The organism is Streptococcus oralis subsp. oralis (assembly GCF_002096435.1).
Lineage (GTDB): Bacteria > Bacillota > Bacilli > Lactobacillales > Streptococcaceae > Streptococcus > Streptococcus oralis_AA.
The window spans coordinates 375418-390726 of the sequence record NZ_NCUI01000024.1 but is presented as its reverse complement, the minus strand read 5'-3'; the positions used below and the strand labels follow the sequence as shown (position 1 = coordinate 390726).

Annotated in this window: 12 protein-coding genes, 1 tRNA gene and 1 riboswitch; of the genes, 10 read left to right on the top strand and 3 right to left on the bottom strand. The window is 39.0% G+C overall.

What is annotated here, in order from left to right:
* The first annotated feature begins 134 nt into the window (after window positions 1-134).
* Together B7723_RS05435 and B7723_RS05430 are read left to right on the top strand one after the other, a co-directional pair.
* Complete coding sequence (locus B7723_RS05435) at window positions 135-1052, top strand: metal ABC transporter substrate-binding protein (protein ID WP_084849625.1); 918 nt, start codon at window positions 135-137, stop codon at window positions 1050-1052.
* Between the two features lie 13 nt (window positions 1053-1065).
* Window positions 1066-4113 carry a pneumococcal-type histidine triad protein gene (locus B7723_RS05430; protein WP_084849626.1) on the top strand — a complete coding sequence of 1016 codons (3048 nt, stop codon included), beginning with the start codon at window positions 1066-1068 and terminating at the stop codon, window positions 4111-4113.
* Between the two features lie 36 nt (window positions 4114-4149).
* Here the strand turns inward: B7723_RS05430 and pepT are convergent, their stop codons facing one another.
* Window positions 4150-5373, bottom strand: coding sequence for a peptidase T (gene pepT / locus B7723_RS05425; RefSeq protein WP_084849627.1), 1224 nt, complete (start codon window positions 5371-5373; stop codon window positions 4150-4152).
* Window positions 5374-5681: 308 nt separating this feature from the next.
* Between pepT and pitA the strand changes: the two genes are divergently transcribed.
* From pitA to hemH, 6 genes are all read left to right on the top strand, one after another.
* Complete coding sequence (pitA, locus tag B7723_RS05420; RefSeq protein WP_084849628.1) at window positions 5682-8276, top strand: PI-2 pilus tip adhesin PitA; 2595 nt, start codon at window positions 5682-5684, stop codon at window positions 8274-8276.
* Window positions 8276-8827, top strand: a complete 552-nt coding sequence (gene sipA / locus B7723_RS05415; RefSeq protein WP_084849629.1) for a PI-2 pilus system signal peptidase SipA — start codon at window positions 8276-8278, stop codon at window positions 8825-8827. Before pitA ends, sipA begins: the two co-directional genes overlap by 1 nt.
* Window positions 8827-10092, top strand: a complete 1266-nt coding sequence (locus B7723_RS05410; protein WP_275655561.1) for a DUF7601 domain-containing protein — start codon at window positions 8827-8829, stop codon at window positions 10090-10092. Before sipA ends, B7723_RS05410 begins: the two co-directional genes overlap by 1 nt.
* Window positions 10093-10108: 16 nt before the next feature.
* On the top strand, window positions 10109-11110 hold the full coding sequence (gene srtB, locus B7723_RS05405; protein ID WP_000695087.1) for a class B sortase: 1002 nt from the start codon (window positions 10109-10111) through the stop codon (window positions 11108-11110).
* A gap of 75 nt (window positions 11111-11185) precedes the next feature.
* Window positions 11186-12058 (top strand): class B sortase, encoded by an 873-nt coding sequence (srtB, locus tag B7723_RS05400; protein WP_084849631.1) that lies wholly within the window; start codon window positions 11186-11188, stop codon window positions 12056-12058.
* A 77-nt stretch (window positions 12059-12135) separates the two neighbouring features.
* Window positions 12136-13230 carry a ferrochelatase gene (gene hemH / locus B7723_RS05395; protein WP_084849632.1) on the top strand — a complete coding sequence of 365 codons (1095 nt, stop codon included), beginning with the start codon at window positions 12136-12138 and terminating at the stop codon, window positions 13228-13230.
* 41 nt (window positions 13231-13271) lie between these two features.
* On the opposite strand, the gene mscL is transcribed toward hemH, so the two are convergent.
* A complete protein-coding gene (gene mscL, locus B7723_RS05390) occupies window positions 13272-13652 on the bottom strand; it encodes a large conductance mechanosensitive channel protein MscL (RefSeq protein ID WP_084849861.1) in 381 nt (126 codons plus the stop codon).
* A 79-nt stretch (window positions 13653-13731) separates the two neighbouring features.
* Complete coding sequence (locus B7723_RS05385) at window positions 13732-14169, bottom strand: GtrA family protein (RefSeq protein WP_084849633.1); 438 nt, start codon at window positions 14167-14169, stop codon at window positions 13732-13734.
* A gap of 28 nt (window positions 14170-14197) precedes the next feature.
* Window positions 14198-14294, top strand: a riboswitch (PreQ1 riboswitch).
* Here B7723_RS05385 and B7723_RS05380 point away from each other — a divergent pair.
* Together B7723_RS05380 and B7723_RS05375 are read left to right on the top strand one after the other, a co-directional pair.
* On the top strand, window positions 14292-14804 hold the full coding sequence (locus tag B7723_RS05380; protein ID WP_000737304.1) for a QueT transporter family protein: 513 nt from the start codon (window positions 14292-14294) through the stop codon (window positions 14802-14804). (Overlaps the previous riboswitch by 3 nt.)
* 104 nt (window positions 14805-14908) lie before the next feature.
* A tRNA-Thr gene (locus B7723_RS05375) sits at window positions 14909-14981 on the top strand.
* Window positions 14982-15309: the final 328 nt, after the last annotated feature.

Genomic DNA, 15309 nt, shown 5'->3' with positions numbered 1-15309 from the left:
TCTTAAAAAAATGACTCAAAGAGTCCTAAAACAGTGATTTTATTTTTGGCGATTAAAATCTTGACTTATTAAATAAAAAAAGATAAACTATTTACTAGTTAATTAAACGGTTAAATACTAGTTAAGGAGTAATGATGAAAAAAAGAACAATTCTACTATTAATGGCAAGTCTGTTGATTCTTGTCTTAGGAGCATGTAGCCAAAAAGAAAAACAAGAATCAAAAGGGATGAAGATTGTCACAAGTTTTTACCCAATCTATGCCATGGTCAAAGAGGTATCAGGTGACTTGAATGATGTACGGATGATTCAGTCAAGTAGTGGGATTCACTCCTTTGAACCATCAGCAAATGACATTGCTGCCATTTATGATGCGGATGTCTTTGTCTATCACTCTCATACGCTCGAATCTTGGGCTGGAAGTCTAGATCCTAACTTGAAAAATTCAAAAGTTAAGGTTTTAGAAGCTTCTGAAGGGATGACGTTGGAGCGTGTACCGGGTTTGGAAGATGTAGAAGCTGGTGATGGTATTGATGAAAAAACGCTCTATGACCCTCACACTTGGTTAGATCCTGAAAAAGCAGGCGAAGAGGCGCAGATTATTGCGGATAAACTTTCGGAGATTGACAGTGCTAATAAGGAGACGTATCAAAAGAATGCTAAAAACTTTATCGCTAAAGCACAAGAATTGACTAGGAAATACCAGCCTATTTTTGAAAAAGCGAGTCAAAAGACCTTTGTTACACAACACACAGCCTTTTCTTATCTCGCTAAACGCTTTGGTTTGAAACAACTTGGAATAGCAGGGATTTCCCCTGAACAAGAGCCAAGTCCGAGACAACTAACAGAAATTCAAGAATTCGTTAAGACCTATAAGGTTAAAACCATCTTTACTGAGAGCAATGCTTCTTCTAAAGTCGCTGAGACCTTGGTCAAATCAACAGGAGTTAGCCTAAAGACCCTCAATCCTTTAGAAGCAGATCCTGAAAATGACAAAACTTACTTAGAAAATCTAGAAGAAAATATGAATGTTCTTGCAGAAGAATTAAAATGAGGAGATGATAAAAATGAAGAAGAAATACCTTGCAGCAGGATCGGCTCTTGTCCTTTCCCTAAGCCTTTGCATCTATGCATTGAACCAACACCAGGTAGAAGGAAACAAAGATAATAACCGTGTGTCTTATGTCAATGGGAAGCAAGACACTCAAAAAACAGAGACCCAGACACCAGATCAAGTTAGCAAAAAAGAAGACATTCAGGCTGAACAAATTGTTGTGAAAATTACCGATCAAGGTTATGTGACTTCACATGGTGATCATTTCCATTATTACAATGGTAAAGTTCCTTTTGACGCGATTTTCAGCGAAGAACTGTTGATGAAAGATGCTAATTATCAACTGAAAGATGCTGACATTGTCAACGAAATCAAAGGTGGCTACATTATCAAGGTTGATGGTAAGTATTATGTCTACCTTAAAGATGTGGCTCATGCTGATAATATTCGTACGAAGGAGGAAATTGAGCGCCAAAAACAAGGTCATACTCATGATGCACCAACCTCTAACAGTGCAGTGGCGCTTGCTCAATCGCAAGGTCGCTATACCACTGATGATGGGTACATCTTTAATCCATCTGATATTATAGAGGATACTGGTGATGCTTATATTGTCCCTCATGGTGGACATTATCACTATATCCCAAAGAGTTCCTTGTCTGCTAGCGAATTGGCAGCTGCCCAAGCCTACCTCTCTGGAACTAGAAAACAAGCAAGTGTGACTGACTATCGTCCGAGTCCAAACACAACTAGTCAAACTAGCAATCCGAGTCAAGAAGCTGAAAGACCAAGCAATCCAGAAGAGAGCTTACAGAGTCTGTTGCAGCAACTCTATGCTCTTCCAAGTAGTCAACGTTATGCTGAATCAGATGGCTTGATTTTTGATCCTGCTAAGATTTCAAGTAGAACGCCGAGTGGCGTGGCGATTCCTCACGGAAATCACTATCATTTCATCCCATATACAAAGCTTTCTGCATTGGAAGAAAAGATTGCTCGTATGATTCCTTTATCTAGCGACAGTGGGAAGCCAACACCTTTAGAAAATCCAAGCAAACCAGCAGAGCATCCAGCTCAGCCAAATCATTCTCATGACCAAGACGGTGACCATGGAAGCCAGGATACCAACCATGAAGATCATGACCATGATGGAGAGGAGCATGACCATCACCACGGTGAAGAACATGATCATAGTTTTGCAGCTGACCGTGTTATTAGTGAAGATGAGCAAGGGTTTGTAGTTTCTCATGGAGATCACGCTCATTATTTCTTTAAGAAGGACTTGACTGCAGCCCAAATCAAAGCTGCCCAAGATCACTTGAAAGAAAATCATCAGTCTCAGCACGTTCAACCACTTGCAAAGACTGTGGAAAGTTTCTCAAGAGATGCTAGCGATGAAGAAAAAATCAAGTATATCTCACAGACCTACGGGGTTCCGCTCGAAGCGATTCGTATTTCAAATGGATTCTTTGTCTTTGGAAATCCGGATCAAGCCTATGATCCAACCCATATCCATCCTTATGCTGTTCGAAAAGAACATGTTCGTATTCCTCTCCAAACTGGAAATCCAGAACTGGATTTCCTAAATGAACTTTATACGACTGCCTTACGTGATGGGGTATCTCCTTATAGTTTACAGGTAGAAAGTGGTAGTTTTGTGATTCCTCACGGAGACCACAATCACTACATCAAGGTTCAAACTAAGGGCTATGAAGTGGCTTTGAAAAACAAGATTCCAGCCCTACAATCGACCTATCAACCTGGAGCATTTGATGAACAAACGGTTCTATCTAAAGTGGATCAACTGTTAGCAGATAGCAGAAGTCTCTACAAAGACCAGCCAATCATGCAGAGACGTGTTGAACTTGCTTTGGGGCAGTTCACCGAAAATATGAAAAAACTGGCAACAAACTCAACTGCTGGATACCTAGCAGCCTTGGATCTCTTTGATAAACAGTATATCCATGTGGATCAAAGTGTGACACCGGTTGAAACTTCACCTTTAGATAAGAAGTACCAAGCTCTAGTAGATAAGATCAATACATTGGATACAGATACTTATGGCTTGCCTAAGAAAGATCTTTTGGTACATTTGCAGGAAGCAAAACTAGCACAGGATGAGACAGAGTTGGCTGCCATTGAAGCGAAACTGCAGGCCTTGCAAGATTTCCGAGATCGAACAGGGGTTACAACAGTAGAGTACATCAAGTACTTCTACGAACATGTGTCTGATGGTCGTTTGAGAGAAGAACTTCGGAACCGTGTTGCCAAGTTGACATGGGAACTTTACCAGTCACAATCTTTCCTCAAAGCAACCGACTTGAACAAGTTATTCCCAACTATTTACCAAACTAAGTTAGAAGTAGAAGAAGCTCTCAAAGAAGAACCCGTTTCTACAAAAGTTGGTAAGACTATTCTAGATACGGAAAAAGTAGATAGTCAAACTGCTAAGACCGCCATCTATGAATTCCTAAAAGAACTCTACGGTGATTTTATGCCAGAAGAGCGGGTTAGTCATGTTAAGAAGGAAGAAGTGGATGCTCTCCTAACTAAAGCTGCCCAACTCCTAGCACGTGTCAAAGAAGATGGTGTCAAACAATCCTTAGCTGAAGAAGCAGCTAATATCAAAGCCGCTACTGAAAAGGAAAATGCAGACCTTGACGAAGCTAAAACACAACTTGAGGATATTTTAAATCGTATTGCAGCGACTATCCAACGAGAGAAAAAAGAAGCAGAACAAGATCCACAAACGGTGATTATCTACCAAAAACTCTATAATGTCTTGCTCTCTCTTCACAAGTATTTAGAGGATAACAAAGGATCCGATGCTGACTTTGAACGTGTTGATGCCCTATTTGATCAACTTGCAGCCAAAAGCAGTGATAAAGAAGGTCTCCTCACTCTAGCTAAAGAGATTATTAGCTTGAACCAAGAACTCCGTTCAAAAGCAAGTGAAACTGATAGCCAATCTAAGTCTGAGAAAGAAAGTAAAACAGCTGATTCTCAACCAACAGAAAAGCAAGTGCAAAGTGAGTCTGAGCCAAGTGCTCAACCGAACGAATAAAAAGAAAGGCGAAGTAGCTGAGCTACCTCGTCTTTTTTAGTCTTTATAAGATACAATGCCAATGATGGTATCCACCGCACGCTCCATAGTCTGAAGGCTGACGTATTCAAAGCGTCCATGCATGTTTTCACCACCTGCAAAGATATTTGGAGTTGGGATTCCCATAAAGGAAATCTTAGAGCCGTCTGTCCCTCCACGGATTGGTTCAATAATAGGCGTGATACCTAAATCTTCCATAACAGTCTTAGCAATAGTAATAGGTGTCATGTCTTTCTCGATGACTTCCTTCATATTGTAATACTGGTCTGTCAGAGTCAAGGTAACGCGATCATTCCCAAGCTCTTGATTCATCTTGTCAGCAATGTCCTGCATGGCTTTCTTACGAGCTTCAAAGGCATCTTTTTCAAAGTCTCGAATGATATAGCTTGCACGCGCCTCTTCAACACTACCTGACACATCCATAAGATGATAGAAACCTTGGTAACCATCTGTCAGTTCAGGTCGGTCATTCTCAGGAAGTTGATTATGAAAATCAATCGCTAGCTGAAGGGCATTGACCATTTGACCCTTTGCAGTACCAGGGTGAACATTGCGCCCTTGGAAATGAAGCTCAGCAGCAGCTGCTGAGAAAGTCTCGTATTGAAGTTCACCTAGCGGACCACCATCAATAGTATAGGCAAAGTCAACGTCAAAGTCATCTGCATCAAATTTATTGGCACCAACGCCAATTTCTTCATCAGGGCCAAAACCAACTCGAATCTCACAGTGTTTGATTTCGGGATGAGCAGTCAGGTATTCGATAGCAGTCATAATTTCAGCAATTCCTGACTTGTCATCAGCACCCAGCAAGGTCGTGCCATCAGTTGTGATAAGCGTTTGGCCTAGATATTTCTCAAGGCTCTTGAAATCAGCAGGATCGAGTTTAAATCCAGAATCGCCTAAGTCGATAGCTCCACCATCGTAGTTTTTGATGACTTGCGGATTAACTCCCTCAGCATTAAAGTCAGCAGTATCCATGTGGGAGATGAAGCCGATCTTACGTGTTAAAGACGGATCGTTAGCTGGTAAGGTCCCAATAGCAAAACCATTTGGAAGGTAGTAAACATTTTGCAGACCGACACGTTTCATTTCAGGAATAAGAACATTGGTCGCAAAATCTACCTGGCTTTGCGTACTTGGAGTAGTAGTAGAGTGTTCATCAGAACGCGTATTGACCTTAACGTAAGTCAAGAAACGATCTAAAAGGTTCGGATAAGTCATAAAAACTCCTTTAACAATTAAAAATAAAATGCTATCTTCAGAAAAACTAATTCTGAAGGTTTCATGATTTAATAATAAAATAACTCAAATCCATAATAATCTCAAATAGAAAAACGGTTATTCTATTCTTTTTCATTTTACCATAGAATAGTTTGAAAGACAAAGAAGAATCATGCTATTTTACAATCAATATAATATAAAATAATTATATTGATTGACACTGTTTTGAGTTTAGTGTACAATTGTTTTATAAATTATATAGATTGATATAGTAATAATATAAAAACATTCTAGTTAAGGAGAATAAAATGAACATTCGCTTTGATTTTAAGAAAGTTCAAATTATTGCGCGCCGTTTAGTTACACTGTTAGCTATTCTCTTTTTGTGTGCTCCGATAGGTATGTTAAATGCTGATTCTAATACAGAACCTCAGACAACTCTTCACAAGACAATTACTCCGATATACGGACAAGATGACAAGTATGAGTTGTCATTGGATATCACTTCTAAGCTTGGGACAGAAACTCAAACGGATCCCTTAGATGTTGTTTTAGTAGCAGATCTCTCAGGAAGTATGAACAAGAGAGATGTTCCTTCTTCTACTGGACGAACAATTACAAGATTGGATGCTTTAAAAAATACCCTTAAAGGGACTCGAGATCGTCAGGGATTAATTGATACGATTTTATCCAATTCAAATAATCGGTTATCCATGGTAGGTTTTGGCGGAAAGATTGATAATAAGTTTGCGGAACAAGCATGGAATGCCTACTACCGAAAATGGGAGTGGGGATATCGGTATTGGCCGTATGAAGAGAGAACAGCATTTTATGATGGTGTGTCCCCATGGGATGATGCGGAAACAATTTTAAATTGGAATAACGATGCTAGTGGTTCAAAGACTGCAGTTAGTAATATGAAGATTGCTGGTGGCAAATCAATAGGGACTGAATCAGGAATCGGTACAGGAACCAATATTAGCGCAGGTATTCGTATTGCCAATCAATTGATGGATAGTGCAAGGTCTAATGCTAAGAAAGTTGTTATTGTTCTATCAGATGGTTTTGCCAATATGTATTACAATGACAATGGTTATACAGTTTATAACTATAATAATCAAGATGGATCAGAAACGGCGCCTGAATGGTTCTGGAATAATTTAGATGGATCTATCAATAATCTAGCCTATAGTCTCGCTCCAAAACTAGATGGTTTTTATTCCATTAAGTTTCGTTATTCAAATAACGTCGATAGTATTACCAGTCTCCAATATTATATGAGACAACATAATGCTTCCATTCCAAACGAAATATTCTCCGCAAATGAAGAGGACCAGTTACAAGAAAGTTTCAAAGATATCACTGATAAGATTTTGCCTCTGGGAATTCACCGTGTGACTATCAAAGATGTTCTTTCTAAGTATGTCCAGCTATTACCGAACGGATCGTCAGAGTTTCGTGTAGTGAAAGAAACGGCTGGTAGCAGTGAAACATTAACCGAAGAGCAAGTAACTTTTGATACCAAGACAACCTCTGGTGGATTAGTGGAAGTTACGGCTAAATTTTCTCCGAATTATTCCTTGGAAGATGGGGCTCGATACGCTCTCAAATTTACTGTTACATCTAGTCAAGATGCTCTGGATGCCATTGCTGGTGATAAAAAGATAGAGGCTGGTGATGCTGATGGTTCTGATGTCAATAAACTCTATTCCAATAAAGGTGCCAGTGTCACCTATTCCTATGGAATAGGCACCTCACAAACCAAGACCAAAGAATACTCTGACAACCCAACATTTAAGCCTTCAGATCCATTAACGGTACCAGTGGAAGTTGAATGGCAAGGTGTGACGGGTGCGAGAACTGTTATTACAGCTGATCAACCGAGTAATATTGAACTGAAACTGGTTCAAAAGAACAAGAACGGAGGTTCTGATAATCAAGACTATCGAAAAACCAATGTGAATGTTGGTAAAAACGTATCTAATGAAACGAGGAACTTTGAAAAAGTTGCCAAAGGATATCAATACGATTTAATTGCACCGGACGTCCCAGCCTTTACCAAAGAAATAAAAAATGTTGGTACAGAATCTAAACCATCCTTTAAGGTAATCTATAAACAATTACCAAGCCTGACAATTAAAAAAGTGTTGAAATTCGAAAACAACTTGAACAAGGAGTTTTGGATTAAGGTAAAACTAACCTCTCCTGATTCTACGCCATTGAATGGAACTTTTGGTGAGATAACTGTTGTGAATGGTGAAGCGAAGATTCGTGTTGACAAACGAAAACGTTGGAAAGGTATTCTAAGCTATCTTCCTCGAGGAACCCATTACAAGGTTGAAGAAGAAGCGGCATCAACGAACGGTTACCACGTTACATATGAGAATCAAGAGGGCGATCTGAATAAAGACGAAATCAGCACTGTTACGAATCACAAGCTTCCAAGTTTATCCGTTACAAAAAAGGTTACTGGGGTATTTGCCAATCTATTAAAATCCTTCAAGATTACCATTAACATCAGGGATGCTCAGAATAGTCCACTGAATGGAACCTATACTGCAACGGTGAATAATAAAAGAACCCCTCTGCAATTTACGAATGGTCGAGCGTCTATTGAACTCAACAAAGATCAAACCATAAAAATTGATGGACTTCCACTCGATAGTTACTATACCGTAGAAGAGGAATCAAACTCTTCTCGTGGATATCAGGTTTCTTATGAAAATCAAGAAGGCAAACTGGATTGGAACAAGTCCGCGACAGTCACGAATAATAAGAATAGTGTACCTGAAACCGGAGTTGACTTCCTCAGCAGTACACTCATGTTAGGAATAATCCTTCCTCTAGGAGGAATCTTCTTTACAATCCTACTCGGATATCTAGTGGTACATAGGAGAAAATAATGCTACTTAAAAAGAAACATAAGAAAACAGTAACACAAGTCAATCGGGATAAGTCTCCGCCGAGTGTATGGGGAGATATCCTCTACTTAGTCAGTAAGCTTCTGATGGTTGGGTTTGTACTGGCCACCCTTTACTTTTTTGTCTTTGGACTATTGAGATACAATGACGATGGCATGAAGCCAGCCTTAAAGGATGGCGACTTAGTTGTCTATTATAGGTTGGATAAACGCTATTCGATTGGTGATCTGCTTGTCTATAATTATAAGGGCAAGGAAAGAGTGGCGCGTGTCATAGCAACTGAAGGAAGTACGATCGATATAAACGAAAATGGTCTCATCATCAACGGTTCTCCTCAACAAGAGCAGGATATCTACAAAGACACGCTGCTCTATAAGGAAGGGGCTAGCTTCCCGATGAAGGTCCCAGCAGGACAACTCTTTGTCCTCGGAGACAATCGAACAACGGCTGTAGATAGTCGTGCTTTTGGAACCATTCCGATACAGGATACCCATGGCAAGGTGGTAACAGTCCTAAGGCGACGGGGCTTTTGATGACAATTTATGAAAAAAGAAATTTAAAAATAAAAGGAATAATCATGAAAAAAACATTTTTTAAAAAATTAGTTACTGCAAGCATTGCAGCTGTAACCGCCTTGTCGGTCTTTAGAGGAGTGCCAACATTTGCGGATGATAATGATGTGGCAACTGCCAAAGCAACTGGTGAAACAAGTGCAAAAGTTTCTATTAATAAGGTGTTGAATATTGCGGAAGGAATTACAACACCTGAAGCAACTTTTACATTTACTTTCACCCCTAAAACTGGTACATCATCAAATGGTGCACCTTATGAAACGATTGATTCTTCTAATGGTCAAATTACAGATAAAAATGTATCTTATTCTGGAACAGACGTTTTAGCAACTGGCCAAACTAACATTAAGAAAGAAACCGGCGATATTTTTAGAGAAGTGAACTATACACATGCTGGTGAATATGTCTATACTGTTGCTGAAAAACAAAATGTTGGTTGGAAAGTTATTCAAAAAAATGGTTCACCTATTGATTTTATGACATATGATAATCGCAACTATGAAATGCACGTTATTGTTAAGAACAAAACTACAGGAGGAACATATATTTCTTCTGTGTATTTTAAACAAGTATCCCCAAGTGTGAATGGTAAAGTAAAACCATCTGAAAGTGGAACTACTTACAAATATGATCTTTTCACTAACATTTATCGTAAAAATGCTGGTAAAATTACAGATCCAAATGAACCAAACCCTAATAAACCAAATGTTTCAAAAGTTGACCCAAATGCTAAATCTTTAGTAATTAAAAAAGTTGTATCAGGTGCTACTGCAGATAAATCAAAAGATTTCACTTTCAAGCTTACTTTCACAAAAGCATCTACAGAAACTTCACAATCAATCACTGGTAAAATCGGTGAAACCTCAAAAACATTTGTCTATGGTCAAGAAACGACTATAACACTACGTCACGATCAATCTTTAGTGTTTGACACAATTCCTGCTGGTACTCGTTATAAATTGGTTGAAACTGGATCTCAAGGTTACACAGCTTCAGCTGCATATAAGGAGAACGGAGCATCAAAAAATCAAGCTGGTACAGTTTCTACAAATTTCACTCAAGATAGTATCCTTATTGGTGAAAAACCAAACGATAACACTATCACAAATAGCTTACCAGACGTTACCCCTACTGGTCTCTTGATTGATAACCTTCCTTTCATCTTGATGATTGGTCTTGGTTTGGCTGGATTTGTTGTTTTGTCTAAAAAACGCAGACAAGCTTAAGCAAGTGGTTTGACCGATGAAAATCAAGCGTGAGAAACCAAAAAGGAGTTTGTCTAGGCGTCTGGTCCTTGCTGTAGATGCATTGATGAATCATATCTTGCTCCTCTTGGCAGCCTTAGTCTTTCTCTTTGGTTTCTACGCCCTTTGGGATGCCAATCAGGTTTATTCTCAGGCTTCATCAAGTGAGTATGAGGCTTATAGACCTGTTAGTACCAGTGAGAAGGATGAGCTTGCTAGTTTTTCTGGCTTTCACAAGCTACAGCAAGTCAATCCAGAGGTTCTCGGTTGGATCAATGTCTATGGCACCAATATCGACTATCCCTTAGTTCAAGCCAAAGACAATGAAAAGTACCTGAACAAGGACTCAAAAGGAGAATTTGCAGCTACAGGAGCTATTTTCCTTGAGGCTCGAAATGAATCCAAGTTCGAAGACTTTAATACCATCATCTACGGACACCATGTAGAAAATGGGGTTATGTTTGGAGATGTAGCAAAGTTTTCTGATAAGGAATTTTTTGACCAGCATCGCTACGGTAGTATTTACTATAATGGCGTAGAAAAAGGTCTTGAGATCTTTGAGATGCTCGAGGTGGACGCCTATGACTTTAACATCTACGATCCAGGTATTAATGGGGATGATCGGCGCCAAGAATATATCGATCACTTACTCTCGGTTGCCATCCACAAACGAGACATTACACTGGGGCCCAATGACCATATCATCCTTCTCAGTACCTGTTTCCTAGACGTAACAAATGGGAGACATATCGTAGTTGCCAAGATTACGGATACGGTTCCAAAGAACACCTTCCATACGAAAAAATCAAAACCATTTCCTTACAGCGTCTTTGATGATTCGTCGCTCGGACGATTTCTTTCATCGATTCCTTTGTGGATATGGTACATCATCTTGTTTATCTTGCTCTTGCTATTGATCTTCTTGCTCATCATTCTCTACTTGATCTTGCGTCGTAGAAGAGAAGCAAAGGAAGAAGGAGCAGATACCATTACTGACTAAACTACCAATAAAAGAGAAAGGGACAGCCTCTCTTACTCTTTTATTTTCAAGGCTAGAAAGGAGAAAGAAGGGAATATGAAAACAAGTACAAATCACAAAGTCATAAAGGTCATTCTATCCCTCTTTCTAGCTTTTTTCTGTCTTTTTACAGCTGATAGAGCTCTTGCGAGCGACTACGATCATTATAATCCCATTGAAAAGGATGCCAGCAGTACGGGCTTTGAAACCTTGCAGCACCTGAACAAGGAAGTCTGTGGTTGGATTAGCCTTGATGGGACTAAGGTAGACTATCCCCTCTTGCAGAGTCAGGACAATGTCAAATACCTTGACCGCAATGCTTTTGGCGATTATACTGTGTCAGGTTCTATATTCCTAGACTATCGTTTTAACCCAAACTTTACCGACTTTAACACCATCATATATGGTCACTCCATGGCTTCTGGTGCTATGTTTGGGGAGATTCAAAAATTTGTGAATCAAGATTTTTTTGAAAAGCATCGCTATGGTTCTATCTACTACAATGGTCGAGAACGTGGTCTGGAGATATTTGGAATTTTAGAAGTGGATGCCTATGACACGGAGATTTACCGAACTTTGAGTTCCAACGATGAGGAACACCAGGCTTACTATCAATATCTGCTAAGTAAAGCCAAGTACAAGCGAGATGTTTCCTTGACCTCAACGGACAAGATTGTTCTGTTAAGCACCTGTTTCCTTAATATTACCAATGGACGACATATCCTCCTAGCTAAAATAACGGATGCGCCAGTAAAAGCAGCCCAGGATAAAAGTGGAGAAGCAGTAGGAACACGGTATTTCGATCAAGGGATTCCAACGCATTGGATTTATATCCTTGCCTTTCTTCTCCTGATTATCGTTATTTTACTCCTTGTCGTTATCATGCTAATCATGAGACGAGATAAAAAGACAAAAGAACAAAAGAAATAGTAGATGTCGGAAGCGTTTACTATTTTTTTCTTTCATGATAGAATAGATAGTGAAAATAATAACATAAGGATGATAACATGAAAAAAGCCATATTAATGATGACCTTTGGATCTCCAGAGGAGATTAGTTTTGAAGGAGTAGCAGAATTCTTTACAAACATTCGTCGTGGAGTTAGACCCCAAGACCACGAAATCCAGACCCTCTATGACAACTACGTCCTTATCGGTGGGACACCTTTGCAGCGGATTACAAGGGAAGAAGTTGCTTTAGTAAGAGAACGTATAGGGGAGGAGTACGGTATCTACTTTGCCAATAAGTTTTCTCGCCCCTTTATTCCAGACGTGATCAAGCAGATGGAAGCTAATGGTGTTGAAGAATGTATCTGCTTGATTTTGGAACCTCATTATTCTTTTTACTCAGTAATGGGGTATGAAAAGTTTCTGGAAAGCCAGCAGATCCGATTTTTAGTAATTAAGGACTGGTATCAACAACAGCCTTTGCTGGACTTCTGGACAGATGAGATTAGCAAAATTTTACGAAACCATGTGGGAGAAGAATCTTTCAAGGTAATCTTTTCAGCTCACAGTGTTCCCATTTTTGCCTTAGACTATGGAGATCCATATATCGATCAGATTTTCGATAATAGCAAGCTAATTGCTGAACAACTCGGCCTAACAGCCGACCAGTATACCAATACTTGGCAGAGCGAAAGCGATATTGGAATCCCTTGGATCAAGCCAGATGTCTTAGAATATTTACGAGAACAAAAGCAACATCCAGAGCATTATATTTTTGTCCCGATTAGCTTTATCAGTGAGCACATCGAAGTCTTGTTTGATAATGATGTGGAATGTTATGATTTGTGTCAAGAAATAGGTGTCACCTACCATCGTCCACCTATGCCCAATACGGATAGCCGTTTAATTGACGCTTTAGTTGCTACTGTACGAGCCAACGAAAACAAGGAATTTAAAGCTTTTCTCCCAGAAGAAGAAACCTTCGATGAGTTAGCGCCTTCGGCAACTACCAAAGACATCATGAAAGAGACAGACGACCTTCAGATGCCAGAATTTGTCAAAAAACTCATTGAGAAAAAAGGCCGTGAAAATGTGAAGATGCCTTACTTAATTAAGAAAATGCTCGAAAAGGCTGGGAAGTTACCAAAAGAGTAAAGAAAAAAGGATTTAGCTTTAAGCTAGATCCTTTATCTGTTTTATTTTTTCTCAAGAAGAGCTTTGATTTCTTGAAGAACTTCAAGTTCAGTTGGAGCAGCAGGTGCTTCCTCAACTACTTCCTCTTTCTTACGAAGGTTTTGCGCTTTTTCAATAGCTTTAATAACGAAGAAAAGCACAGTACCTACAACGAGAAAGTTGATAATAGCACTCAAGAATTTACCATATGTGACACCATTCCATGCAAGCTCAGCGATGTTTTGTACTTGCGCAGCTTCCAAAGCTGGGTTCAATAGAAGTGGAGTGATGATATCATTAACAAATGAAGTAACGATAGCACCAAAAGCAGAGGCAATGATCACACCGACAGCAAGGTCAACGACATTACCGCGAAGCAAGAATTCTTTAAGATCCTTTAACATTTTCATAAATTCCTTTCCTAATTTTCTAATTTATTATATCCTAAATTGTGACAAAAAGCAACTTGAACGCTCAAAGTGGTTAGTTGTTCCCTTTAAAAATATAGATTTTACTGAAAATATAGTTTAAAATGATGATCAAAATTTGTGCTAGAATAGTTTCAACAGTATTAACCCTATCTATATTAAATTCGACAAACTGGCCAATAATATCAGGAAAGGCTGTAACAAAGATATAAGTTAAAAGAAGGTCCAGTCCAAGAGTAGAGAGACGAGCTAAGAAAAACTTAGCTAGGCGAGTTAGCCAATTCCTTCTCTCTTGTTTAAAGACAATTGTATCATTTGTGAGAAAGGCAAAGAGAATCCCAATAAAATTTGCAAGGGCAGTTGCAAGGATTTCCTGGTGGCTGATATGGTAAATAACCAAACGTGATACAATAGAAACCAGAGTAGTAGCACCACCAAAAAATAGGTAGGAGAGGATTTCGTTATCAAAGAAAGCTTTTATTAGTTTTTTCATGATTTTAGTATAGCATAATGCTAGCTAATGTGCTATACTAGTAAGGTTGATAATCTCAACCCTTGGTGCTTAGCTTCTTTCACCAAGCATATTTTACGCGGGAAACCGCTAAAGGAGAAAACATGAAAAAATTAACTGTTCGTGACATGGCAGATATTGCTATCGTTGCTGCAATTTATGTGGTTTTGACTATTACGCCACCAATCAATGTTCTTAGTTTTGGGGCGTATCAGTTCCGTATTTCAGAAATGCTGAATTTCTTGGCATTTTACAACCCTAAATACATCATCGGTGTGACAATTGGATGTATGATTGCTAATTTATTTAGTAGTTTTGGCCTAATAGATGTCTTTGTTGGTGGAGGTTCTACCCTAGTTTTCCTTAGTCTAGGGGTATGGCTCTTTGCAAAATACAGCAAAGATTACCTCTTTAACGGATTGATTCGAAAAGATCATTTCTTCTTTTCAATCCTCTTCTCCATTTCAATGATTACCATTGCAGCTGAACTCCATATCTTGACAGAAGCTCCCTTCTTCTTCACATGGTTCTCTACTGGAATTGGTGAGTTTGCATCACTTATAGTGGGAGCGATTTTGATTGGTAAACTGGGACAGCGAATCGATCTAACAAAATAAGAAGTTTATAAGCTAGATTCTTGCTAAATCTAGCTTTTTTCATTCCATAAATTAAAAGAGAGCGCTTGACAAGAACATAGAACTATAGTATACTTTTTAGGTAAGCTGATTTAGCTCAGTTGGCAGAGCGCATCCATGGTAAGGATGAGGTCGCCGGTTCAATCCCGGCAATTAGCATTAAATAGATACAAAAAACCCTTATTTACAAGGGTTTTTGTTATGTCTGCCCCAAATTTTTCAAAGATATTTCTTATGCACCTGTATAAATGAAGCAAAGAGTTTTGGCTGTTGACAAAAGTGACTCTATCTAGTAGAATAGTAGATGCGATGAGTCGATAGGTAGTCTTCGGACTGCTATTGAGCATAAGGAGGTCATAACGCAGGAGCGGACCTTGATGAGTTGTGTGAACCTGCTCATCACATGAAGATGCCTCTTAGTCCCTGGTCAATGACTAGGGATTTTTAATTTTCAGAAAATATAACCCAAAAATGCTTTTCAATTTCT